Here is a 23419-nt window from a genome sequence, read left to right as displayed (position 1 = left end):
CGAAAAAGGCCTTGATCTGGATCAATCAACGTTAAAAGAGTAGTCCTAATTTTGCCGGGCAACTCTGTGGTTATTTGCCGCGTGACAGCTTGCCTCACCTTGTCAAAACCGGGGTTTCCCAGCACTTCTCCAGCACACATCGAACCTGTAGCCGCTGCTGAGCCTGCGAAGCTGCGACAAGGCCCCCTGGGCCTTCGGCGTCCGCCCGGTCAGCCGGGAACCTGCGGTCGCGGCGACAGGGCCTCGCATCGAAAAAAGGAGCCAGAAACGAGATAGATGCGCGGCTAACGATTTTTCCTGGACTGCAACCATTGGTTACATCTTGGTGATAACCTCGTCCCCCTCCCCGCTCAGATCTACCTGCCGATGCCCAGCCCAGAACCCTTGCTGCTCCGCCACCACCGCCCGTTCATCGCTTTCTGGATAGCCCGGATCTTCACCGCCAGCGGTTTCCAGATGCTCACGGTGGCCATCGGCTGGAACCTCTATCAACTGACCGGCAACGTCCTGGACCTGGGCCTGGTGGGGCTGGTGGAGTTCGCCCCACGGGTGCTGTTCATGCTGCATACCGGACATGTGGCCGACCGCTACGACCGACGCCGCGTGGCCGCCATCTGCCAGTCGCTGCAAGCCTTGATCGCCCTGTCCCTGGCCATCGGCAGCCTGACCGACAGCGTCAGCCGGGAGCTGATCTTCATCCTGGCGTTCCTGCTCGGGGCCGCGCGCTCCTTCGAGATGCCCACCACCCAGGCCCTGCTGCCGAGCATCGTGCCCGCCGCACTGTTTCCCCGGGCGGTGGCCGCGGCCCAGTCGGCCCAGCAATCGGCGACCATCGTCGCCCCGGCCCTGGGCGGCTTGCTCTACGCCTTCGGCAGTGTCTGGGTCTACGGTCCGACCGTGGTGCTGTACCTGATCGCCTGCCTGCTGATGCTCAACCTGCCAGCCCGCCAGGCCGCCCTGAACAAGGGCAAGGCCACCCTGGACTCGCTGCTGGCGGGCATCCGCTTCATCCGCAGCCGGCCGGACATCCTCGGCGCCATCTCCCTGGACCTGTTCGCCGTACTGCTCGGCGGCGCCACCGCGCTGTTGCCGGTATTCGCCAAGGACATCCTGCTCACCGGCCCCTGGGGCCTGGGCCTGCTGCGCTCGGCGCCAGCAGTGGGCGCCCTGCTGATGTCGCTGTGGCTGGCGCGCTTCAGCGTCGAGCGCAAGGTCGGGCGGGTGATGTTCACCGCCGTCGGGGTGTTCGGCGTGGCGACCATCGCCTTCGGCCTGTCCACCTCGTTCTGGTTCTCCCTGGCCGTGCTGGTGGTACTGGGGGCGGCGGACATGATCAGCATGGTGATCCGCGCCTCCTTCGTGCAGCTGGAAACCCCGGATGAGATGCGCGGCCGGGTCAGCGCGGTGAACGGCCTGTTCATCGGCGCCTCGAACCAACTGGGGGAGTTCGAATCCGGGCTCACTGCCCACTGGTTCGGCACGGTGCCGGCGGTGGTGCTGGGCGGAGTCGGCACGCTGCTGGTGACCGGGACCTGGATCAAGCTGTTCCCGACCCTGGCCCAGCGTGACCGGATGCACGAACCACAAATGGAGCAAACCCGGGCTGGCTAGCTGGCCGAACCGGAACCGCCGGCGGCCTACTTGATGTAGATTTCTGCACTCATGCTGTTGCCCGGCGCATTGATCGAAGTGTTGCTGAAGCGGAAGGTGCCTTCCTTCTTGTCGGCCAGGTCGAAGATATAGAGGTAGCCGGCGGTGATCCCGCCAGGGGCGCAGGGTTCGTAGCTGGAGCCGTCTTCGCATACCGGGGTCCGGGTGCCATCGACCTCGAAGCCGTCCAGGGTCACGTAGGGCTCGCGGCCGTAGCCGATCTCCAGCACATAGACCTTGATGCCCGGCCCGCTGTGGTCGCACTGGGTCCGCTCACGACCGTCGGAGACATCCTCCAGCCTGCAGGACGACGACAGCACCTTGAGGATTTCCACCTGGCTCAAGGGCGCGGCGGAACCGGCCGGGGCCGAGGCGGCGAACCAGCAGGCCGCAGTTCCCAGCAGCGCCAAGGCGGTCATTTTCACTGTACTGCGCATAAATCCCCCCTCGAAATCAGGCCGCAGTATGCGCTACTTGCCAGCCCGGCAAAACATCGACGACGATCGCAGCCATTGGCCCACGCTGCTGGTATGATGCGCGGCTTTTCCCGACCCAAGGCAAATCCACAGGCGCATCAGGCAGTCTGTGCTTTGCTGTTGGAGTCGATACATTCACGGCGCCCGGCGGCGCCACGGGGAGCAGACATGCTGGAAAGGCTGTTTCAACTCAAGGCACACAACACCAACGTGCGCACCGAGATACTTGCGGGCGTTACCACCTTCCTGGCCATGGCCTACATTCTTTTCGTCAACCCGAGCATCCTCGGCGAGACCGGCATGGACAAAGGCGCGGTGTTCGTTGCCACCTGCCTGGCGGCGGCCATCGGCTCCACCGTCATGGGCGTGATCGCCAACTACCCGATCGCCCTGGCACCCGGCATGGGCCTGAACGCCTTCTTCACCTACACCGTGGTCCTGCACATGGGCCATACCTGGCAAGTGGCGCTGGGTGCGGTGTTCATCTCGGCGGTGCTGTTCTTCCTGCTGTCGATCTTCCGCATCCGCGAATGGATCATCAACAGCATCCCCCTGCCCCTGCGCTCGGCGATTGCCGCCGGTATCGGCCTGTTCCTGGCGCTGATCGCCCTGCATAACGCGCAGATCGTGGTGGGCAACGAGTCGACCCTGGTCGGCCTGGGCGACCTGAGCAAACCGGCCCCTATCCTCGCGGCCCTGGGTTTTGCCCTGATCGTCGCCCTGGAAGCCCTGAAAGTGCGTGGCGCGGTGCTGATCGGCATCCTCGCGGTGACCGTGGTGTCCATCCTATTGGGCGTTACTCCGTTCGGCGGCGTGACCTCGATGCCTCCGTCCCTGGCCCCGACCTTCCTGCAACTGGACATCAAGGGCGCCCTGGACATCGGCCTGGTAAGCGTGATCTTCGCCTTCCTGTTCGTCGACCTGTTCGACAATTCCGGCACCCTGATCGGCGTGGCCAAGCGCGCCGGCCTGATGGGCAAGGACGGCCACATGCCGAAGATGGGCCGGGCCCTGATCGCCGACAGCACCGCGGCCATGGCCGGTTCCCTGCTGGGCACCTCGACCACCACCAGCTACATCGAATCCGCAGCAGGCGTGAGCGCCGGCGGACGCACCGGCCTGACCGCCATCGTGGTGGCGATCATGTTCCTGCTGGCACTTTTCTTCTCGCCACTGGCGGCCAGCGTTCCCGCCTTCGCCACCGCACCGGCACTGCTGTTCGTCGCCGTGCTGATGACCTCGGGCCTGGCGGAAATCGACTGGGAAGACATCACCGTCGCCGCTCCCGTAGTGATCACCGCCCTGGCCATGCCGTTCACCTATTCCATCGCCAATGGCATCGCCTTCGGTTTCATTGCCTGGACCGTGATCAAGCTGCTGTCGGGCCGTGCCCGTGAGCTGAACGCGCCCCTGGTGATCCTGTCGATCCTGTTCGTGATCAAGCTGGGTTACCCCGCATGACTTTCGACGCCGCAAGCTACAACACCCAGTTGCAGGAAAAGGTCACGCGCTTGCGTGGCCTGCTGGCGCCCTTCGACGCACCCGAGCCCCAGGTCTTCGATTCGCCGCTGCAGAACTTCCGCCTGCGCGCCGAGTTCCGCCTATGGCGCGAAGCCGGCGAGCGCCACTACGCGATGTTCTCCCAGGAGGACAAGCGTACGCCGATCCTGATCGAGCAGTTCCCCATCGCCAGCCAGCGCATCAACCAGTTGATGCCGCAGCTCAAGGCCGCCTGGCAAGCCAGCCACGCCCTGAGCCACAAGCTGTTCCAGGTGGAGTTCCTCACCACCCTGGCCGGCGATGCGATGATCACCCTGTGCTACCACCGCCCGCTGGACGAGCACTGGCACCAGGCCGCGAGCCAATTGGCCGCCGAGCTGAAAGTCAGCGTGATCGGCCGCTCCAAGGGCAAGCGTGAAGTCATCGGCCAGGACTACGTGGTGGAACGCCTGGAAGTGGGCGGTCGCAGCTTCAGCTACCGCCAGCCCGAAGGCGCCTTCACCCAGCCCAACGGCACGGTGAACCAGAAGATGCTCGACTGGGCCTATGCCGCCCTGGGCGAACGCCAGGATGACCTGCTGGAGCTGTACTGCGGCAACGGCAACTTCACCCTGCCCCTGGCCACCCGGGTGCGCAAGGTGCTGGCCACCGAGATCAGCAAGACCTCGGTCAACGCCGCCCTGAGCAACCTCAGCGAAAACGCCGTGGACAACGTCACCCTGGTGCGCCTGTCCGCCGAGGAGTTGACCGAAGCGCTCAATGAAGTACGGCCGTTCCGTCGCCTGCAAGGCGTGGACCTGAAGAGCTACGAGTTCGGCAGCGTGTTCGTCGACCCGCCACGGGCCGGCATGGACCCGGACACCTGCGAACTGACCCGACGCTTCGACAACATCCTGTACATCTCCTGCAATCCGGAAACCCTGGCGGCCAACATCGCCCAGTTGCACGACACCCACCGCATCGAGCGCTGCGCCCTGTTCGACCAGTTCCCCTGGACCCACCACATGGAATCCGGGGTCCTGCTGACCCGGCGCTGATCCGCTGCCCCACCAACGGCCGTCCTCGTGACGGCCGTTTTCATTCTGTCAGCGGCCGTCATTGAAGGCCCTGGTCAGCCCAGGGGGTGGAAGTAGCCGGCCAGTTGCGCAAGGTCCTGCTCGTTGAGCAGTCCGGACTGGTACTTGAGCTGGATACGCGCCAGCAGATAGGCGTGCCGGGCATCGGCCAGGTCACGGCGGGCGCCGAACAGCTGCTGCTCGGCATCCAGCACATCGAGGTTGACCCGCTCGCCGCCATGCACGCTTTTCTGGGTCGCGGCCACCAGTGCCTGGGCCGAGTCCACCGCCATCTCGTAGGCCCGGACCCTGGCTGCGGCGCTGATATTGAGGTTGAACTGCTTGCGCAACTCGTTGAGGGTAGTGGCGGTCTGGGCGTCCAATTCGTACTGCGCCTGGGACAACTGGCTGGCCGCCTGACGAGTCGAGGCCGTCACCGAACCACCGGCGAACAGCGGCAGGCTGACCTGGATGCCGATGGTATTGGTGTCGTATTTCTGGTTGTAGGAGCTCTCCGAGTCGGAGCTGGTCTGGCGGCTGCTGGCGTACAGGCTGACCTTGGGCAGATGCCCGGCGCGCTTGCGCTCCACCTCGTATTCGGCGGCTCGCAGGGCCTGCTGCTGGGACGCCAGCAGCGGATTGTTGGCCATGGCCAAGTCCCGCCAGCTATCGAAGCGATTGGGTTGCAATGGCTGGATCGTGAATTGCCGGGTCAGCGGGTCCAGTTCGTCGATCTGCACCGGCTCCCCGACTATCGCCTGCAACTCACGCAGGGCGGCATCCTGCTGGTCCTGGGCCTCGATCTCTTCGGCCAGGGCCAGGCTCAGCCGGGCCTGGGTCTCCAGCACATCGGTGCGAGTGCCTTCGCCATCCTTGAGCAGCCGCTGGTTGAGTTGCAGGCGCTCGGCATAGGCCCGCTTCTGCGCCTGGCTCAGCTCGATGCGCTCCTGGGCCAGCAAGGCCTGGCTATAGGCCTCCAACAGGCGCACCGCCAGTTCTTGGCTCTTGCTACGAAAACGCTCGTCGGCGAACAGCGCCTGGGCCGCGCCCTGGCGAAACCGTGCGTAGGCTTCGTAATCCAGCAAGGGTTGCTGCAAGGTCAGGGTCGAGGCGTAGCTGCGGTAATCGCGATTGCTGGTGAGATCGCCACGCAGGGTTTCCTGGGTCACCTGCGAGCGATTACGCGAATTGTTGTAGCTCCAGGACAGGTTCGGTAGCAGCCCGGCACGCCCGATGGCGCGGTTCTCCTCCCCGGCGTCACGCTCCTTGATCGCCGCCTGGAAGGTCGGGTCGTTGCGCAAGGCCAGGTCGTAGGCTGCCAGCAGGCCCAAGGCCCGGGCACCGGGAGCGAACAGCAGGCACAGCAGCAACAGGTAGCGGCACCGGATCATTCTTCCACCAACGCCATGTGGGTCCGGTCCAGCAGCGGCTTGAACAGGTAGTTGAGCATCGAGCGCTCACCGGTGCGGACAAAGGCTTCCACCGGCATGCCCGGGCGAATCTGCAAGCCTTGCAACTGCTGCATGCCCTGGGGGCTGACCACCGCCCGCAGGCTGTAGTAGGGCTCGTCGGTACGCTCATCGACCTGGCGATCGGCGGAGACCAAAGTCACCTCCCCTGCCACCCTCGGCGTAGTGCTCTGGTTGAATGCAGGGAACATCAACTCCACCGCCAGGCCCGGATGGACCTTGTCGACCAGTTGCACCGGCACCCGGGCTTCCACCAGCAAGGGCTCGTCCTGGGGCACGATATCCATCAGCGGCTGGCCGGGCTTGATCACCCCACCCTCGGTGTACACCTCAAGGCCCACCACCACCCCGGCGGCCGGGGCCCGCACCTGGCTGTTGGCCAGTTCGAACTCGGCGGCAGCCAGGCGGTTGCGCAAATCCTCGGTACGGATACGGGTCTCGGCCAGCTGGCTGCGCAGGTCTTTCTGGAAATCCTCGGCTGACTGGCGGATGCGCAGGCGCAGTTCGAGAACCTGGCGCTGCAACTGGCCGATGCGACCGAAGTCCTCGGCGATCGAGCCCTCGACCTGGGCGTATAAGCGTTCGCTGTCCAGCAGGCGGTTACGCGGGATGTAGCCGTCCCGGGCCAACTCCCGCAGCCCCTGCAGTTGCTGGTTCAGCGCCTGGCGCTGCTGGATCTTGCTGGCCTGGGAATCCCGGGTCCCGCGCAACTGCGCCTCGGAGCCGGCGATGCTCTCGGCCATTCCCTGCTGCTCCATGGCCAAGGCCTGGCGCCGGCTCTCGAACAGCTGCCGTTGCAACGCCAGGCTGGCTGCCACGTCCGGCTCTTGCGCCAGGGCCTGCAACTGCGCATCGAAGAGGATTTCGTGCGCGCCGTTGCGTTCGGCGTCGAGTCGCGCCTCGCTGGCCAGGGACCCGAGGTACTGGCTGCGCAGCGACTGTACCTGGGTGCGCAGCGGGGTTTCGTTGAGCCGCAGCAGCACCTGCCCGGCGCTGACCCGTTGACCCTCCTTGACCTCGATCCGCTCGATGATCCCCCCGTCCTGGTGCTGCACCGTCTTGCGATGCCCCGAGACCATGACCTTGCCCGATACCGCCACGCCCTTGTCCAGCGGGGCCAAGGCGGCCCAGCCGAGAAAACCGGCGAACCCCGCCAGCACCAGGAACCACCCGAGCCGGGAATAGCGCCGGTCATCCAGGACCAGCACATTGCGGGCCGCGGTCCCCTCGGTGGCGCCTGTGGATAAAGATGCCTTCATGCCTTTTTACCTTCTGCCCCGGCCACGCCCAGGCGGTAATTCATGTTCAAGCTGGCCACCGGGTTGCTCGCCGGCGCCGCCGGCGGTGGCGCGGCCTTGACCTTGGTGCTGGCCTCCAGCACCCGCGCCGTCGGCCCGAAGGCTTGCAACTGGCCCTCACGCAGGATCATCAGTTGGTCGGTCAGGCTCAGCACGTTGGGTTTGTGAGTGATCAGCACCAGCGTCCGCTGCAACTGCTTGAGCTGGGCAATGGCCTGCAGCAACGCCTGCTCGCCGGCCTCATCCAGGTTGGAGTTGGGTTCGTCGAGCACGATCAGCGCCGGCAAGCCATACAGGGCCCGGGCCAGGCCGATGCGCTGGCGCTGGCCGCCGGACAGCCCGGCCCCGCCCTCCCCGAGCCGGGTGTCGTAGCCCTGGGGCAATTGCAGGATCAACCCATGCACCCCGGCCAGTTGCGCGGCTTGCAGCACCAGGTCCGAATCCACCTGGCCGAAGCGCGCGATGTTCTCGGCGATGCTGCCGGCGAACAGTTGGATGTCCTGGGGCAGGTAGCCGATATGCGGACCCAGCTGCTGCTTGTCCCACTGGGCGAGGTCCGCGCCATCGAGGCGCACCTTGCCCGCCAGCGGGGTCCAGGCCCCCACCAGCAGCCGCGCCAGGGTCGACTTGCCACAACCGGACGGCCCGATCACCCCCAGGACCTGGCCAGCCGCCAGGCTGAAACCAAGATTGGCCAGGGCCGGCCGGCGGCTTCCAGGAGCGCAGGCGCTCAGTTGCTCGACGCTCAACTCGCCCTTGGGCGTGGGCAAGCTCATGCGCAGCGGCCGCGAAGGGTGGGCCTGCAACAGTTCCGACAAGCGCTCATAGGCCAGGCGCGCCGAGCTCCACTGCTTCCAGACTGCGATCAGTTGGTCGATGGGACTGAGCACCCGCCCCATCAGGATCGAACCGGCGATCATCATGCCCGGGGTGATCTGGCCCTCTACCGCCAGCCACGCCCCCAGGCCCAGCACCAGGGATTGCAGGGCCATGCGCACGCCCTTGGACCAGGCGCTGATGGCCGCGGTCTTTTCACTGGCCAGGTTCTGCTGGGCGAGGAAACCCTGGTGGCCGACGAACCAGCGCGCACGCAAGGCTCCCAGCATGCCCATGGCCTCGATCGCATCGGCGTTGCGCAAGTTGGCGCTGGCCTGTTGGCTGGTGGCGATGGACAACTGGCTGGCCTGGGCCAGGGGGGCCTGGCAGATGTGCTGGTTGATCCAGGCCAGCACCACCAGCAGCACCGCACCGCCCAGGGCCAGCAACCCGAGCCAGGGATGAAAGAGGAAGATCACCAGCAGGTACGCCGGGAACCACGGCGCATCGAAGAAGGCGAACAAGGCATTGCCGGTGGCGAACTGGCGCAGCGCCGTCAGGTCGCTCAACGCCTGGCCGGCCGCCTGCGTGCTGCCCTTGAGCTGGGCCTCGAACGCGGCGTCATAGACCCGCTGGTTCAGGCGCATGTCCATCTGCGTGCCGAGGTGGATCACCAGCTGGCTGCGCACCCACTCCAGGGCCCCCATCAAGCCGAACAGGCCGAGGATCATCAGGGTCAGCATCAGCAGGGTCATCTGGTTGCCCGAGGCCAGGACCCGGTCATAGACCTGCAGCATGTACAGGGCCGGGGCCAGCATCAGCAAGTTGATCACCGCCGAGAACAGGCCGATGTTGAAGAAACCGTTCTTGTAGGCCGCCAGGGCCGCCAGCGTCTCGGAAGCGGCAAGTGAGTTCGGCCTGCTCATCCAGATGTCCTGTGGAAAATTAACGGATAGGTAGCCCTCCACCCAGGCAGGATGGAGCGGTAGGAGGCACGCCCGGCACGTTGACAGGCACCGCGGCGCTCCCCAGAATTTGCCACCGCCGCCGCCCTGGCCTTCGACAACTCGGGCGGCGGCGGTGAGTCAAGCCAGCGAATGGAGGAGCGATCCTGCATTCGCTTTTTTTTGCCTCAAGCCTGCTCTCAGGCGACCAGCGCCCAGTCCTGGGCCACGTCTTGCACACCCACCAGGCCCACATCGGCGGCGGCCGGTGCCGGATTGACATGGGCGACGCCGGCGGCGGCCAGGTCGTCGAAGGTGGAGTTCACCGACAGGCTCGGATCGATCGCCTTGAGCAGTGCGTCGATTTCCCCTGCCAGCGCCGAGCTGTCGCCGCCCATCAGGCCGTAGACCACCTTGTGCACTTCGCCCGCACGGCCTTCGTCCTTCAGGCTGTTCAGGCCCAGGTTGCTGAAGCTGACTTCCTGGCTGACCAGACTGTAATTACTGCCCGAGCCACCGGTGAGGGTGTCACCCAGGGAGACGGTATCCAGCGAGCCCCACAGGGTATGGCTCGGCTGGTTGAACAAGGTGTAGTGCAGGTTGCCATCGGCGACGAAGGCCGCGTCGCTGGCGGTGCTCTTGATGGCGTACTGGGTACCGTCGAACGGACCTGGATTGAAGCCACCGGTGTTGGTGCCGTCGACCACCTGGCCTGGACGATGGTTGACGTCGCCGAAGTAGGCCGACCAGTCGTTCAGGTACTGGGCGACAGTGTTAGCGCCGTAGGTCGCGCTGTAAGAGATCGAAATGCTCATGCAAAACTCCAATACATGGGTGGGTCATGTCCGCAGCACGCCAGTGCCTGCTGCGGTTTTGCCCGTCACTGGGCAAAAGCGGTCAGAACTGGTATTCCACGGTGCCCTGCATGGTTCGGCCACGGCCAAGAGTGAAGGCCAGCACATCGCCCATGGGCATCAGGTAGGCGCGGTCGGTGACGTTCTCCATGGCCAGGCGCAGGGTCAGTTCATCGGTGACCCGGTAGCTGCCGTAGAGGTCGTAAACGGTGTAGGGCTTCCAGTCGGCTGGATAGACACCGGACTGGCTGACAGTCGCGCCACCGGCGACCGAGTACCCGGCGCTGTAGCGAGCACGGGCGCCGACATCCAGCTTGCGCTCGAAAAAGCGCGCGCCCAGGGTCAGGGTGCCGCGGTCCATGGGCATGTGTTCGGCGGAGCCGAGGATCGCGGCCTTGCATTGAGTGGCGTTGTTGGCAGCATCGTCGGGACGCATGCCGGTGACGATCGCCTTGCGCCCGGTACCGTTCTTCACCGGCTGGGTCACGCCGCCCATCCATGCGGTCTTCATGCAGTAATCGTTGTCGCCGATCATGTGGGTGTAGTTGAGCTGGCCATAGGCGCGGCCGGTGTCATAGTCCAACTGGTATTCGACGCCCCTGAAGCGCGTGCCGCTCAGGTCGTTGACATAGGCACTGTTGCCGATACCGGCCATGCCATAACCCGGAGGCTGTACGCCCATGGCCATGTAGATGAAGTCTTCGACCCGGGTATCGAAATAGGCGACCTTGATCCCCAGGCGATCCTCATCGACCCAGAGGTTTTCCTTGAAGATATTGAAGCCCACCTCCCAACTGCTGGAGCGCTCGGGCTTGAGGAAAGGGTTGGGATACATGCTCTCCGAACCGCCACCATGGGGACGACCGATGATCATGGTTTCGGTCACCGCCGGCGGGCGCCAGCCCTTGCCGTAGCTGGCGAACAACTGCAGCCACTCCACCCCTGGCTTGACCGATAGGCCGAAGGTCGGCGAGAAGCGCCCTTCCATCCTGTCGATGTCGTAATCCACGGGTACGGTGACCTGCTGGGGCGTCTTGCCGATCACGAAGGTGCGGGTGTTGATCCCGGTTTCGCCGCGCAGCCGATAACGGTCGTAGCGCACGCCGGCATTGAGGGTCAGCCAGCCGTCATAGTCGTAGTCCAGGCGGGTGAACAGGCTACCCAGGGCCCGGTCGCCCTCGGGGGTCATGCTCGCCGCGGGCGAAGCACTGACGGCCGAGCCCGTGGGCACCGGCTGGCTGGAGTCCGGGCGAACCTTGTCGTAGAAGAACTCCAGGCCGTAGTTGGCCTTGACCGTGGACAGCTCGCTCAGGGCGAAGGTCGAGGTGTTCTGCGCCTGAACGCCATAGGTATCGGTCTGGTAGGTGATCGAGTAGCCGGGGCTGATCCCCCGCTTGAGGGTGCTCTGGTCGTTGCGGTTGTCGACGTAGTAGAGCTTGGCCTTGAAATCGATCAGCGGATTGTCCGGGGCGTAGCTGTAGTCGAGGGCGAAGTTCTGCGAACGCACATCGCTGCCGCCGAGTTTCTCCCATAGCCGGTCCTTGTTCTGGGTATTCATCATGTTGGCGTCCTCGTAGGACACCTGGGTAGTCAGGTAGCTCAGTTGCAGGCGCTGGTCCTGCGGCAGGTTGAGCCCCAGCTTGGCCAGGCGCGAGCGCATCACCGAACCTGAATAAGCCACCTTGGAATGCTTCACTCGATCATTGATCGTCGGATCCATCCAGCTCCCGGTGCGCAATTCCCCGATCCCGCCCCGGGTACCCGGATTGAAGTCGCCCAGGTGCCGTTCGCTGGCGGCCAGCAGCATGTCCCAGGCCTGGGTGCCGATGGCGAAGGCGGAACTGCCGATGAAGTGGGTACCGTTGCGCCTGCCGCCCAGGCCGGTGGTGGCGCGGATCCGCCCGCCGATTTCCTGCCCGGGCTTGATCAGGTCGCGGGCCTCCAGGGTGCGGAAGTTGGCAATGCCGCCAATCACCCCGGCACCGCCCATGGTAGAGGTGGCGCCCTTCTCCACCACCACCTCGGACAGCAGTTCCGGATCGATGTACAAGGTGCCGTTGCGCTGCTGGTGACCGCTTTGCTGGTAGTTCTGGCGCATGCCGTCCACCGCCATGTTGACCCGGCCGTAGTCCTGGATTCCCCGGATGTTCACCGACAGGCCCGGGTCCTGCTGGCTGACCGCCGAGTACACGCCGGAGGTTTCCTCCAGCATGTCGGCTGCATGGCGTGGCGGGTTGCGGTCGAGTTGTTCGCGAGTGACCTGGCTCACCGAGCGCGGCGCGGTATAGGTCCAGTCCCGCTCGCGGGCTTCGAGATTGCCGGAGATCGTGGTGGGAGCCAGGGCCAGCGCGCCGCCCTGCTCGGTGTCCACCCGGCTCAGGGTCACCTGCCGTTCGCTGGTGAAGCGGTACTTCACCGGGGCAGTGCCGAGCAAGCGGGCCAGGCCCTCTTCGGCGCCATAGCGCCCCTTGAGCGACGAACTCTGCAGGCCATGCAGGCGCTGGCTGTCGAACAGCACTTGCACCCCGGCCTGCTCGGCAAAGGCCAGCACGGCTCTACCCAGGACCTGGGCGGGGATGTCGAAGTCCAGGCCAATGCGCCGTTCGGCTTGCTGCCCGGCGCCGTCCAGGGATTGCGCCGCATACAGCGAGCCACTTCCCGCCAACAGCCCCGCTACACCCAGGTGGATGGCCAGGGCCAAACGACCTGCGATGTGAACTCCAGTGCGACTGCCCAACCTCATGTTCGTCATTCCTGCGCCGGCCATTTCTGTTCATGCGAATGCATCTCAGTTAGCTAGACGTACCAGGCAGGAAAACTCAGTAAGGTTTTTTCCGATTATTTTTCAAGAAGCTGGAAAAAGGCCCGCAGACCCTAGTAAATCAGGCTGACTCCGGCCAGGTCGAAACGCCGGACCTGCAGCTCCTGCGTCAGGCTGGCCAGGGCCGCGTCGAGCATGTCCAGCTGGAATACCCCGCTGACCTGGCGCTGGCCCAGGGCCTCGTTGGTCAACACCACTCGCCCAGGGCGATAGCGGTTCAAGCGCTCGATCACCGAGGCCAGTGGCTCGCGGTCGAACACCAGCACGCCCCGGCGCCAACTGGTAGCACGCTGCAGGTCCAGCCCATCCAGGGATACCACTCCCGAACCGGGGCTATAGCGTGCGCTCTGGCCTTCCTGCAGGACCTGCGCGCAAGCGCCCTGTCGCGCCGGGGTATCCAGGCTCACCGCGACACTGTGCTGCAACACTCCGACCCAAGCCTGCTGCGCACCTTCCCGGCCGACCACGAAGCGAGTCCCCAAGGCCCGGGTCTGGCCACCGGCGCTGCTGACCACGAACGGCCGCTGTTCGTCGCCGGTCATGGGCGCCACGTCGAACACCGCCGAGCCGGCGAGCAAGCGGACCCGGCGCTGGCTGTTGGTGAAATCCAGGCCGATGGCGCTGGATGCGTCCAGCTCGACCGTACTGCCATCGGCCAGGTGCACGGTACGTAGCTCGCCCTTGGCGGTCTGGTAGTCAGCCTCCAGGTACAACCATGCCTTGGGCGCTTGCCAACCGCCCAGGGCCACCGCCAGGACCAGCACCGCGGCACTGGCAGCCCGAGGCAGCCAGCGCCGGCGAAGAGGTCGGCGGGCCACGGCCGTGGTACTGCGCAAGGGCCGACGTGGGGTGTCGCCAGTGCCAGGTTGCGGATCCAGGCGCAGTTCGCCCAGGGCCTCCCAGGTCTGCTGGGCAAAAGCCAGGGCCTGGCGGTGGCGTGGATCGGCGGCCTGCCATTGGGCAAGTTCTGCCTGCTCGACGGACCCCAATGGCCCGGCGTGCAGACGCACCGCCCAGTCGGCGGCGGCCTCGGTAATACTCTGCTCTTGCGAACCCTGGCTATTCACGTGTGAATCTCGATTTCTCGTTATGTATAAGCAGTGACGTCTGAGTTCGGCGTTTACCGTAACTCACGGGTCGCCCGGCCGACCGTCGGTAGCCTGCAGGCGCTGCATGACATAAGCCAGGGCCTTGGACAGGTGCTTCTGCACCGAGCTGTCGGAGATGTCCAGGTGTCGCGCGACCTCGGCGTGGGTCATGCCTTCGATACGGTTCAAGCGGAAGATCTCCCGAGTTCGCCCAGGTAGCTCGGCCACTGCCTGTTTCAATGCCATGCGCTGTTGCAGAGCCATCGCCTGTGCCTCCAGCCCGGCTCCGTCATCCTCGATCTCGGCCAGTACTTCATGGGGCACGGCTTCGGTCTTGCGCCGGGCTTCCTGCCGGACATGATCGATCAAGAGATTGTTCGCCGTGCGATATAGATAGCCCTGGGAATTGTCGATCGGCGCGCCACGGGTCTGCTCGGCCAGCCGCAGGAAGCTCTCCTGCACCAGGTCAGCAGCCAATTGCGGGTCCCGTACTCGGCGTGCCAGGTACCCACGCAAGGCAGCGGCATGCTTGAGAAACAGTCCCTTGAGATCCACGTCCGACAAACCGACTCCCTGGCGCATATAGGAAATTGCCGGGCATCTTACGGTCAGTCGAGAATGATTTTCAATTGCCATAACCATCAGCCACAGGTCGCGCCTGGGCCGATGGCTCAATCGGACTTGAGCTGCAAACGCGAGAGCAGGCCGAGCAACAGCACGTTGAAGAGGATCAGCAGCATGCTGCTGAGGATGCCGAGCAGGTTGATCAGCTGGGTCGGCAGCCAGTCGAGCAGGCTGACACCCGCCATGGACAGCAAGCGCTCGCCGAACCAGAAACCGTCGACGACGATCATCAGGATCAGGATGATTTTCAGGGTGGGGACGGGGTTGCCCATGGAGCCTTCCTTGTCGAGGGAAATGTCATGGAGCCGGCTGGCTCGCGCATGCGATTTTAATGGGCGGCCATGGCCCATGCCAATGCCGGCGGCCACTCAGGCTTGCAGGTAGCGCAGCACCGATTCGCAGATCATTTCCCGATGCCGGCGCTTGACCGTCTCATCCGGCAGGTCGAGCTGGAAGATCTCGCCGAAGGTATGGCGATTGGAAACCCGGAAGAAGCAGAACGAACTGATCAGCAAATGCACATCCAGGGCATTCAACCCACTGCGAAACAGGCCCTCTTTGACTCCGCGCGCGAGGATTTCGTCCAGGGCATGCAGGACGCTGTTGTTCATCGCCTTGATCACGTGCGACTGCTTCACGTACTCGGCGTTGTGGATGTTCTCGATGCTGACGATCCGCACGAAATCAGCGTTGTGATCATGGTGATCGAAAGTGAACTCCACCAGGCGGCGAATGGCCTCCGGTGGCGTCAGCTCCGTCAGCTGCAGGCGGCTCTCGGTGCTGCGGATATCGCCATAGAGCTTCTCCAGCACTTCGACATACAGCTGCTCCTTGCTGCCGAAGTAGTAATAGATCATGCGCTTGGAGGTATGGATACGCTCGGCGATGGCGTCCACCCGAGCCCCGGAAAGCCCCTGTTGCACGAACTCGATAACCGCCTCCTGGAGGATGTTCTCGCGGGTCTTTTCCGGGTTGTTCTTGCGGCTCTTGCGCGGCGCGAGAGCAGCTTTGTCAGGCACAACGGAGCGTTCACTGGTCATTGTCATTCTGGGCTCACAGCCATCACTCACAAGCCGGCGATTATGGGCTGCGTCAGGTCGCGAAAGAAAGCGCCGAGGGGGGCCGCCAGCCCCCTCGGTTACAGATCTTCTACAACTTGGAACCCACGCTGGACCGCCAGCCGGAGCGCACCAGGGCAACGACCTAGAAATCGAAGAACACCGTCTCGCCCTCGCCCTGAAGCCGGATGTCGAAACGATAGGCACGCAGGCCATCGACCTCGCAAGGCCACGCCAGCAAGGTTTCCCGGCGCTGCGGCTGCTCGATCAGGTTCAGCACCGGGCACTGCTGGTTGGCTTGCGGCTCATCGGCGAAGTACAAGCGGGTATGCAGGTGGATGTTGATCCCCCGGGCGAACAGCATCACGTTGATGTGCGGCGCCATGGGCAGGCCGGCGGCATTGTTTACAATTCCAGGCTTGACTGTATGCAAAACCCACTCCCCAGCATCGAAAGTGGTGGCGGCCCGGCCGAAGCAGTTGAAGGGTTTTTGCGTATCGAAGATCGGGTCATGGATGCCTTCATGATTGGCCTGCCAGAACTCCAGGAACGAGTCGCGTACCAGGTGGCCATTGCCATCGTAGACGTGGCCCAACAGCTGGATGTGCTCGCCCGGAGCATCCTCCCTGGCCAGCCGATTGCAGATTTCCTCGGGCCGGGAGGGATTTCCCGCGGCGGCCAGGGCCAGGCCGATATGCACGTAGGGCCCGGCGGTTTGCGAGGGGGTTTCCGGCAACAGTCGAACGGGCATGGCGGGTTCCTCAGCAGTTCTCGAAATGGGTCCGGCGCTGGCCACGCAGCACGATGTCGAAACGATAGGCCAGGCAATCCATGGGGTTGGCGTTGCTCATGTCCAGCCGGGCGATCAGGCTCTGCACCGCCTCCGGGCTGGCGATCGACTTGACGATCGGGCACAGCGGGATCAACGGATCGCCTTCGAAGTACAGCTGGGTGACCAGCCGCGTGGCGATCGCCGGACCGCTGATGGAGAAATGAATGTGCGCCGGGCGCCAGTCGTTGGGAGCGTTGCGCCATGGATAGGGCCCAGGCTTGATGGTGCGGAAGCTGTAGTAGCCATCTCGGTCGGTGAGCGTACGCCCAACGCCGCCGAAGTTCGGGTCCAGGGGCGCCAGGTAGCGGTCGTTCTTGTGCCGATAGCGGCCGCCGGCATTGGCCTGCCACATTTCCACCAGGGTATGGGGCACCGGCTTGCCGTATTGGTCGCATACCCGCCCGGCGACGATGATCCGCTCTCCCACCGGCAAGCCGCCGTTGTCGAAATTGCGCAGCAGGTCGTTGTCCAGGCGTCCGAGGCGCAGTTGGGAAAAGTCCGGACCGCCGGTTTCACTGGGCGATTGGGCAATGCTCACCAGCGCCTGGCGCGGGGAGCGGGTGATGGAACTCTTGTAGTCGGGCGTCAGGGCCTTGGGGTGCCAGTCACGGTCGCGCATCACGAAGCGACTGCCGTCTGAATCGGACATGTCGATCTCCTGTTGTTTGAGTTCTGGAGCGCAGCTTGCAGAGTTTCAAACAAACCAGGCCGGCGGAATATTGAAAAACCGGCGCTCATCCATAACCGCAAGGTTAAGGATATCGCCCCTCGCGATAGGCCAGCCCGACCTCCCGCAACACCTGCACCGCCCATTGCGCCGCCAGCGGCAACGGCAGGCTGGCATTGCTGGAGATCCCCACCGAGCCACCGGGCTCACGCAACCCCAGGTCCAGCTCCAGCAGTTCGCCGCTGGCCAGGTCCAGGCGCACCGCATCCAGCGGCGCGATCCACAACGCATCGCTGGACAAGGTGTAGCGCCGGCCCAGGGCCAGCGACAGGGTTTCCAGGCGTTGTGGCGACTGGGCGATGCCGCACTGCACGAACAGGCTGTCGGCATGCTTGCGGATACTGGTGCCAGCCAGCGGAAGCACCAGCGGATAACGGCCGACGGCCTCACGGTCGAGCAGTCCGCTGGCCAACGGATGCCCGGGGCGCGCCACCAGGGTCATCGACTCGTTGTACAGATGCTCGAAGCTCAGGCCCTGGATCTCCGGGCTCTCGGTCATGCGCCCCACCACCAGGTCCAGGTCGCCGACCCGCAGTTGCGAGAGCAGGTAGGCGCTGGGGCCGGTGACCACGCTGAGCGTCAGCGCCCCATGCCGCTGGTGCAAACGCCGCAGCACCTCCGGCAGCAACAGGCTCTCCACCGTAGAAAGCACGCCGATACGCACCGCCTGCGCGGCATGCTCGCCACCGCGCAAGCTGCTGACCCCTTCCCGCAGGGCCTGCACCGAAGGGCCGGCATAGCGCAGGAAGGCCCGTCCGGCCTCGGTCAGGCTGAGCCCGGCCTTGCTGCGCTCGAACAACCGGGTGTCCAGCAAGGTCTCCAGTTCCTTGAGGGTCTTGGACATCGCCGGCTGGCTCACCGCCAGCACATCGGCGGCCCGGGCCAGGCTGCCCTGGCGGGCCATTTCAAGAAAACCCACCAGGTGACGGAATTTGATGCGGGTATCGATGTTCAATAGGGAGCCCCAAAATGCGCTTGCAACCGGCCGACCCGGTGCCGGGCCATGGTAGCGTGGGCAAAAATCCCTGACGACCGGACTGGCGCCGGTTCCAGCCAGCAGCAACACTGACCAGCAGAAGAAACGAGGACTCCCCCATGCTTTGGAAAAAAGGCCGGCGCAGCGACAACGTCGTGGATGTGCGAGATGACAGCGGCGGCGGTGGTGGCGGCGGCTTGCGCTTCGGCGGCGGCAAGGGGTTGAGCCTGACGGCGATCGTGCTGATCGTCGGCATCGGCTGGGCCACCGGCCAGGACCCACTGCAGATCCTCGGGCAACTGCTCGGCCAGGGCGGCGGCCAGGTCTCGGCCCCGGCCACCACCCAGGAACGCAAGGCGCCACCGGCCAACGATGAACAGGCGGAATTCGTCCGCGCGATCCTCGGTGATACCGAGGACACCTGGGGCCAGGTCTTCCAGCAGGCCGGCCGCCAGTACCAGGCGCCCAAGCTGATCCTGTTCCGTGGCCGGGTCACGTCCGCCTGCGGCGCCGCCACTTCGGCCAGCGGCCCCTTCTATTGCCCAGCCGATCGCCAGGTGTACCTGGACATGGATTTCTTCCGGGAAATGGCCCAGCGCTTTTCCGCCGCTGGCGACTTCGCCCAGGCCTACGTGATCGCCCATGAGGTGGGCCACCACGTGCAGACCTTGCTCGGGGTCTCGGCCAAGATGCAGGCGGCCCGCCAGCAGGGTCGGCAGATGGAAGGCGACGGTGGCCTGCTGGTACGCCAGGAGTTGCAGGCCGACTGCCTGGCCGGCGTCTGGGCCTACCACGCGCAAAAACGCTTGAACTGGCTGGAACCCGGGGACGTGGAAGAAGCCCTGAACGCCGCCAACGCCATCGGCGACGACCGCCTGCAGCAGCAGGGCCAGGGCCGGGTGGTACCGGATTCCTTCACCCACGGCACCTCGGCCCAGCGGGTACGCTGGTTCAAGACCGGTTTCAGCCAGGGCCAGGTCGGCCAGTGCGACACCTTCGCCGCCAAGAGCCTGTAGATGCGCCGCCTGCTCGCGGCGCTGCTGTGCCTGGGCAGCCTGGGCGCCCAGGCTGCGGGGCATGGGGTCAAGATCATCAGCCCCGGGCGACTGGAACTGCCAGCCGGTGAACTGGCCCTGGGCCTGAGCCAGGACTGGCGCAAGCCATTGCCGGACATACAGCGGGCCCTGGTGATCGTCCATGGCCGCCTGCGCAACGCCCAGGCCTACCTGCACAGCGGCGAAAGCGCCGCCAGGCTGGCCGGGCAAGACGCCACGACCCTGGTGATCGCCCCGCAGTTTCTCAATCAGCACGACATTGCCCGCCATCACCTGCCCAGCAGCCTGTTGCGCTGGCAGGGCAACGCCTGGATGGGCGGCGAGCCAGCCACCGCCCCCCAGGCGCTGAGCTCCTACGCTGCACTGGACGCCATCCTGCTGCGCCTGGGCGATCGCCAGCGCTTTCCCAACCTGCGGGAAGTGGTGGTCGCCGGCCACTCGGGCGGTGCCCAGGTGGTACAACGCTACGCCCTGGCCAGCGGCAACCATGCCGAACTGCAGCGGGCCGGAATCGGCCTGCGCTTCGTGGTCGCCAATCCTTCGTCCTACGCCTACTTCGACGCCTGGCGCCCGGTAGCCGTCGAGCCAGCCGCCTGCCGCGGATTCAACCAGTGGAAATACGGCCTGGAACGACGCCCGGCCTATGTCTCCCGGCAAATGCCGGAACAGCTGGAACAGCGTTATGCGGGGCGGGATATCACCTACCTGCTGGGACAACAGGACATCGACCCTCGGCACCCGGCCCTGGACAAGAGCTGCGCCGCCGAGGCCCAGGGCGCCTATCGCCTGGCGCGCGGGCACAGCTATTTCGACTACCTGCTAAGGCGTCATCCCCAGGGCCTGGCCCAACGCCTGGTAGAGGTGCCGGGGGTCGGCCATGACGGGGACAAGATGTTCACCTCGGCCCAGGGCCAGGCGGCGCTGTTCAAGTAGAACCGCGCCCGGCCTCAAGCCCGCAACAGGCGGTGCAACTGCGCGCAATCCTGCGCATGCCAGTCGGTCAGTTCCGGCCAGGGGTTGTCCGGCAGGTTGACCAGCACCGTGCGGGTACCGGCGGCGCGGCCGCAGTCCAGGTCGAAGCGGTAATCGCCGACCATCACCATGCGCTGCACAGCCACATCCCAGGCCTGGGCCAGCTTCAGCAGGCCACCAGGATGGGGCTTGGGCGGGGCCTCGTCGCGGCCCAGCACATGGGCCTCGGCGAAGCAGTCGGCCAGGCCGATGGCTTGCAAGGTCACGTGGGCCAACTCGCGGGCATTGCGAGTGAGGATGCCCAGGCGATATCCGCGCCCGGCCAGGTCCCGCACCAGCTCCACCGCGCCCGGCGCCGGGCGCGACCCCAGGGCCAGTTCACGCTCGTGCTCCAGCAGCCAGGCATGCTTGGCCGCGGACTCATCCGCCGGCAAGGCCGCCAGGTGCGTGAGGATGTCTTCATCCGCCGGGATCGACAACGCCTGGCGGATCGCTTCGAAGTCATGCACGGCGATGGTCAGGGTGCCGTCCATGTCGAACACCCAATGCTCGATATCCGAAAGGCTCATGCCCAATCCTTGCGATGGCGGATCAACCCTTCCTGGGTCACCGAAGCGACCAACTGGCCGGCACGGTTGAACACGCTGCCGCGGGAGAAGCCCCGGGAATTGCCGGCCCATGGGCTGTCCATGGCATACAGCAGCCAGTCATCGGCACGCAGGTCGGCGTGGAACCACAGGGCGTGGTCGAGGCTGGCCACTTGCATATCCTTCTGCCAGACCGACTTGCCATGGGGCAGCAGCGAGGTGACCAGCAGGCCGAAGTCCGAGGCATAGGCCAGCAGGTACTTGTGCAGCGCCGGGTTGTCGGCCAGGGTGCCGTCGGCGCGGAACCAGACGTACTTCACCGGATCCATCGGCTGCGGGTTGTACGGGTCCCTCTCGGTCACCGGGCGCACTTCGATGGGCTTGGGGCACAGCAGTTTTTCCCGCATGTGCTCGGGAATCAGGTGCGCGCGCTGGGTGGCGATCTCCAGCTCCGAGGGCAGGTTCTCCGGGCCGACCACCTGGGGCATGCCGCTCTGGTGCTCGAAACCCTGCTCGTCGTACTGGAACGAAGCGCTGCAGGTGAAGATCGGATTGCCCTTCTGGATCGCCGTCACGCGCCGGGTGCTGAAGCTGCCGCCATCGCGGACCCGGTCCACCTGGTAGACCACCGGCAAGGCAGCGTCCCCGGGGCGCAGGAAGTAACCGTGCATGGAATGCACATGGCGCGCCTCCTCCACCGTCTGGCTGGCGGCGGACAGCGATTGGCCGAGTACCTGGCCCCCGAACAGCTGGCGGAAACCCAGGTCCTGGCTGCGCCCACGAAACAGGTTTTCCTCGATGGGTTCCAAGGTCAAAAGATCGACCAGATCATCCAGCACATGACTCATTCAGACTCTCCTCACACAGAGCAAAACCGCGCAATCTCGGCTGCGGCGGTCAAATCGATTCGGGGCAAGCAACCTCATCGGCACATTCTAAACATGCGCGATTGCTATCCATGCAAGGTTTCCAACCATTGTTCACGGGTGATGCGGTACAGCACATGCTCGCGCAACGGGTGATCGCCGGCGAGCTTGGGATGTTCGAAATCCCCCTGGACGGCATGCTGCATGCCAATGGCCTGCATCACTTTCTGCGACGCCAGGTTGGTCCGGGTGGTGAAGGCTACCACTTCGTCCAGGGCCAGGCGCTCGAACGCGCAACGCAACGCCGTCCAGGCCGCCTCGCTGGCATAACCCAGGCCCCAATGCTCGCGGGCCAGGCGCCAGCCGATCTCCACCGCCGGGGTGAAAGGCGCTTCGAAACCCACCACGCCCAGGCCGGTAAAACCGATGAAGGCGCCGTTGTCCTTGCGCTCCAGGGCCCAGGTACCAAAACCATGCTCGGCGAAATGCCCGCGTATGCGGCCGATCAAGGCGGCGCTCTCCAGACGGCTCAAGGGTGCCGGAAAGTAGCGCATGACCTGCGGATCGGCACACATCGCCGCAAAAGCCTGCAAGTCGTCGTCACGCCATTGGCGCAGCACCAGGCGCGCGCTTTCCAGTTGCAGTATCGGCTCCATCGGTGCCCTCCGTTTTCATGGGTGCAAGTCTACATCGCTGGTAGGATCCTTCACGGGTCCTTCTAAGAAAATGCCATGACATTGCCGCTGATCTACCACGACGACTACAGCCCGGAATTCCCCCCGGAGCACCGCTTCCCCATGGACAAGTTTCGCCTGTTGCGCGACCACCTGGTGGACAGCGGCCTCACCCGGGATACCGACCTGCTGCGCCCGCAGCTGTGCCCGGCCGAAGTCCTGGCGCTGGCCCACGACCCTGGGTATATCGAGCGCTACATGAATGGCGAGTTGTCCCGGGAAGACCAGCGGCGCCTGGGCCTGCCCTGGAGCGAAGCCCTGGCCCGGCGCACCGTGCGCGCGGTCGGCGGTTCGCTGCTGGCCGCCGAGCAGGCGCTGGAACACGGCCTGGCCTGCCACCTGGCCGGCGGTACCCACCACGCCCACTACGACTATCCAGCCGGCTTCTGCATCTTCAATGACCTGGCGGTGATCAGCCATTACCTGCTGGAAAGCGGGCGCGTTGGACGGGTACTGATCTTCGATTGCGACGTGCACCAGGGCGACGGTACCGCGCGGATCTTGCAGCACACCGCCGATGCGGTGACCGTCTCGCTGCACTGCGAAAAGAACTTCCCGGTGCGCAAGGCCCAGAGCGACTGGGACATCCCCCTGGCCATGGGCATGGGCGATGCCGAGTACCTGGAGGTGGTGGACGATGCCCTCAACTACCTGCTGCCGCTGTACCAGCCGGACCTGGTGCTGTACGACGCCGGTGTCGACGTCCACCAGGACGACGCCCTGGGCTACCTCAAGCTCACCGACGCCGGGGTGGCCGAGCGCGACGAACGGGTCATGCGCCAATGCCTGGGCCGGGATATCCCGGTGGTGGGAGTGATCGGCGGCGGCTACAGCAAGGACCGCCAGGCCCTGGCCCGACGCCATGGCATCCTGCACCACAGCGCCCAGAGAGTCTGGGAGTCGCTAGGCTGTCGCTGACCCGACGCCCTTACCCACACCAGCTGTGGAACCGCTTGTGGATAACCTGAGTGAAAGCCTCCACAGCCCTTGTTCCACAAGGGCTAGGTTCAATCGCTC

General features: G+C 65.1%; 22 protein-coding genes. 6 read left to right on the top strand and 16 right to left on the bottom strand.

The window, feature by feature from the left end; translation table 11 throughout:
- Nucleotides 1-366: 366 nt before the first annotated feature.
- Nucleotides 367-1611, top strand: a complete 1245-nt coding sequence (locus tag AC3WK8_RS26075; RefSeq protein WP_031320570.1) for an MFS transporter — start codon at nucleotides 367-369, stop codon at nucleotides 1609-1611.
- Nucleotides 1612-1637: 26 nt separating this feature from the next.
- On the opposite strand, the gene AC3WK8_RS26070 is transcribed toward AC3WK8_RS26075, so the two are convergent.
- Nucleotides 1638-2087 (bottom strand): DUF4879 domain-containing protein, encoded by a 450-nt coding sequence (locus tag AC3WK8_RS26070; RefSeq protein ID WP_103326243.1) that lies wholly within the window; start codon nucleotides 2085-2087, stop codon nucleotides 1638-1640.
- Between the two features lie 207 nt (nucleotides 2088-2294).
- Between AC3WK8_RS26070 and AC3WK8_RS26065 the strand changes: the two genes are divergently transcribed.
- Together AC3WK8_RS26065 and trmA are read left to right on the top strand one after the other, a co-directional pair.
- A complete protein-coding gene (locus AC3WK8_RS26065) occupies nucleotides 2295-3587 on the top strand; it encodes an NCS2 family permease (protein WP_103326242.1) in 1293 nt (430 codons plus the stop codon).
- The gene (gene trmA, locus AC3WK8_RS26060; RefSeq protein WP_085597022.1) at nucleotides 3584-4663 is read left to right on the top strand and encodes a tRNA (uridine(54)-C5)-methyltransferase TrmA; all 1080 of its coding nucleotides are present in this window, start codon (nucleotides 3584-3586) and stop codon (nucleotides 4661-4663) included. The genes AC3WK8_RS26065 and trmA overlap by 4 nt, the downstream gene beginning before the upstream one ends.
- A 74-nt stretch (nucleotides 4664-4737) precedes the next feature.
- On the opposite strand, the gene AC3WK8_RS26055 is transcribed toward trmA, so the two are convergent.
- From AC3WK8_RS26055 to pcaQ, 12 genes are all read right to left on the bottom strand, one after another.
- The gene (locus AC3WK8_RS26055) at nucleotides 4738-6072 is read right to left on the bottom strand and encodes a TolC family outer membrane protein (protein ID WP_085597014.1); all 1335 of its coding nucleotides are present in this window, start codon (nucleotides 6070-6072) and stop codon (nucleotides 4738-4740) included.
- Nucleotides 6069-7409 carry an HlyD family type I secretion periplasmic adaptor subunit gene (locus tag AC3WK8_RS26050; RefSeq protein ID WP_103326241.1) on the bottom strand — a complete coding sequence of 447 codons (1341 nt, stop codon included), beginning with the start codon at nucleotides 7407-7409 and terminating at the stop codon, nucleotides 6069-6071. The genes AC3WK8_RS26055 and AC3WK8_RS26050 overlap by 4 nt, the downstream gene beginning before the upstream one ends.
- Nucleotides 7406-9190 carry a type I secretion system permease/ATPase gene (locus tag AC3WK8_RS26045; RefSeq protein ID WP_085597012.1) on the bottom strand — a complete coding sequence of 595 codons (1785 nt, stop codon included), beginning with the start codon at nucleotides 9188-9190 and terminating at the stop codon, nucleotides 7406-7408. The genes AC3WK8_RS26050 and AC3WK8_RS26045 overlap by 4 nt, the downstream gene beginning before the upstream one ends.
- Nucleotides 9191-9408: 218 nt before the next feature.
- Entirely contained in the window at nucleotides 9409-10023 is a 615-nt protein-coding gene (locus AC3WK8_RS26040; protein ID WP_085597011.1) for a heme acquisition protein HasA, read from the bottom strand.
- A gap of 82 nt (nucleotides 10024-10105) precedes the next feature.
- Complete coding sequence (locus AC3WK8_RS26035) at nucleotides 10106-12805, bottom strand: TonB-dependent receptor (protein ID WP_103326240.1); 2700 nt, start codon at nucleotides 12803-12805, stop codon at nucleotides 10106-10108.
- 131 nt (nucleotides 12806-12936) lie between these two features.
- Nucleotides 12937-13950: a FecR family protein gene (locus tag AC3WK8_RS26030; RefSeq protein WP_207245108.1), complete on the bottom strand. Its 1014-nt coding sequence runs from the start codon at nucleotides 13948-13950 to the stop codon at nucleotides 12937-12939.
- Nucleotides 13951-14013: 63 nt separating this feature from the next.
- Entirely contained in the window at nucleotides 14014-14535 is a 522-nt protein-coding gene (locus AC3WK8_RS26025; protein WP_085597008.1) for an RNA polymerase sigma factor, read from the bottom strand.
- A 107-nt stretch (nucleotides 14536-14642) separates the two neighbouring features.
- Entirely contained in the window at nucleotides 14643-14867 is a 225-nt protein-coding gene (locus AC3WK8_RS26020; RefSeq protein WP_103326238.1) for a hypothetical protein, read from the bottom strand.
- A 96-nt stretch (nucleotides 14868-14963) separates the two neighbouring features.
- The gene (locus AC3WK8_RS26015; protein WP_103326237.1) at nucleotides 14964-15641 is read right to left on the bottom strand and encodes a TetR/AcrR family transcriptional regulator; all 678 of its coding nucleotides are present in this window, start codon (nucleotides 15639-15641) and stop codon (nucleotides 14964-14966) included.
- A 157-nt stretch (nucleotides 15642-15798) separates the two neighbouring features.
- Complete coding sequence (gene pcaG / locus AC3WK8_RS26010; protein WP_103326236.1) at nucleotides 15799-16404, bottom strand: protocatechuate 3,4-dioxygenase subunit alpha; 606 nt, start codon at nucleotides 16402-16404, stop codon at nucleotides 15799-15801.
- Between the two features lie 10 nt (nucleotides 16405-16414).
- A complete protein-coding gene (pcaH, locus tag AC3WK8_RS26005) occupies nucleotides 16415-17134 on the bottom strand; it encodes a protocatechuate 3,4-dioxygenase subunit beta (protein WP_085597005.1) in 720 nt (239 codons plus the stop codon).
- 103 nt (nucleotides 17135-17237) lie between these two features.
- Nucleotides 17238-18167, bottom strand: coding sequence for a pca operon transcription factor PcaQ (pcaQ, locus tag AC3WK8_RS26000; RefSeq protein ID WP_022641147.1), 930 nt, complete (start codon nucleotides 18165-18167; stop codon nucleotides 17238-17240).
- 140 nt (nucleotides 18168-18307) lie between these two features.
- Between pcaQ and ypfJ the strand changes: the two genes are divergently transcribed.
- Both ypfJ and AC3WK8_RS25990 read left to right on the top strand, forming a co-directional pair.
- Nucleotides 18308-19204, top strand: coding sequence for a KPN_02809 family neutral zinc metallopeptidase (gene ypfJ, locus AC3WK8_RS25995; protein ID WP_103326235.1), 897 nt, complete (start codon nucleotides 18308-18310; stop codon nucleotides 19202-19204).
- The gene (locus AC3WK8_RS25990) at nucleotides 19205-20176 is read left to right on the top strand and encodes a hypothetical protein (RefSeq protein ID WP_103326234.1); all 972 of its coding nucleotides are present in this window, start codon (nucleotides 19205-19207) and stop codon (nucleotides 20174-20176) included.
- Nucleotides 20177-20190: 14 nt separating this feature from the next.
- Here the strand turns inward: AC3WK8_RS25990 and AC3WK8_RS25985 are convergent, their stop codons facing one another.
- The 3 genes from AC3WK8_RS25985 to AC3WK8_RS25975 all read right to left on the bottom strand — a co-directional run bounded on the left by AC3WK8_RS25985 (nucleotide 20191) and on the right by AC3WK8_RS25975 (nucleotide 22324).
- Nucleotides 20191-20784: an HAD family hydrolase gene (locus AC3WK8_RS25985; RefSeq protein ID WP_103326233.1), complete on the bottom strand. Its 594-nt coding sequence runs from the start codon at nucleotides 20782-20784 to the stop codon at nucleotides 20191-20193.
- Complete coding sequence (gene tesB, locus AC3WK8_RS25980) at nucleotides 20781-21650, bottom strand: acyl-CoA thioesterase II (RefSeq protein ID WP_022641150.1); 870 nt, start codon at nucleotides 21648-21650, stop codon at nucleotides 20781-20783. The genes AC3WK8_RS25985 and tesB overlap by 4 nt, the downstream gene beginning before the upstream one ends.
- A 104-nt stretch (nucleotides 21651-21754) precedes the next feature.
- Nucleotides 21755-22324: a GNAT family N-acetyltransferase gene (locus tag AC3WK8_RS25975; RefSeq protein ID WP_085597001.1), complete on the bottom strand. Its 570-nt coding sequence runs from the start codon at nucleotides 22322-22324 to the stop codon at nucleotides 21755-21757.
- Nucleotides 22325-22399: 75 nt separating this feature from the next.
- On the opposite strand from AC3WK8_RS25975, the gene AC3WK8_RS25970 reads away from it, so the two are divergent.
- Nucleotides 22400-23320, top strand: coding sequence for a histone deacetylase family protein (locus tag AC3WK8_RS25970; RefSeq protein ID WP_085597000.1), 921 nt, complete (start codon nucleotides 22400-22402; stop codon nucleotides 23318-23320).
- The last annotated feature ends 99 nt before the right edge of the window (nucleotides 23321-23419 follow it).

This window comes from Pseudomonas sp. FW507-12TSA, from assembly GCF_058781435.1.
The sequence above is the reverse complement of the archived record's forward strand: the minus strand, read 5'-3'. Positions and strand labels throughout refer to the sequence as shown.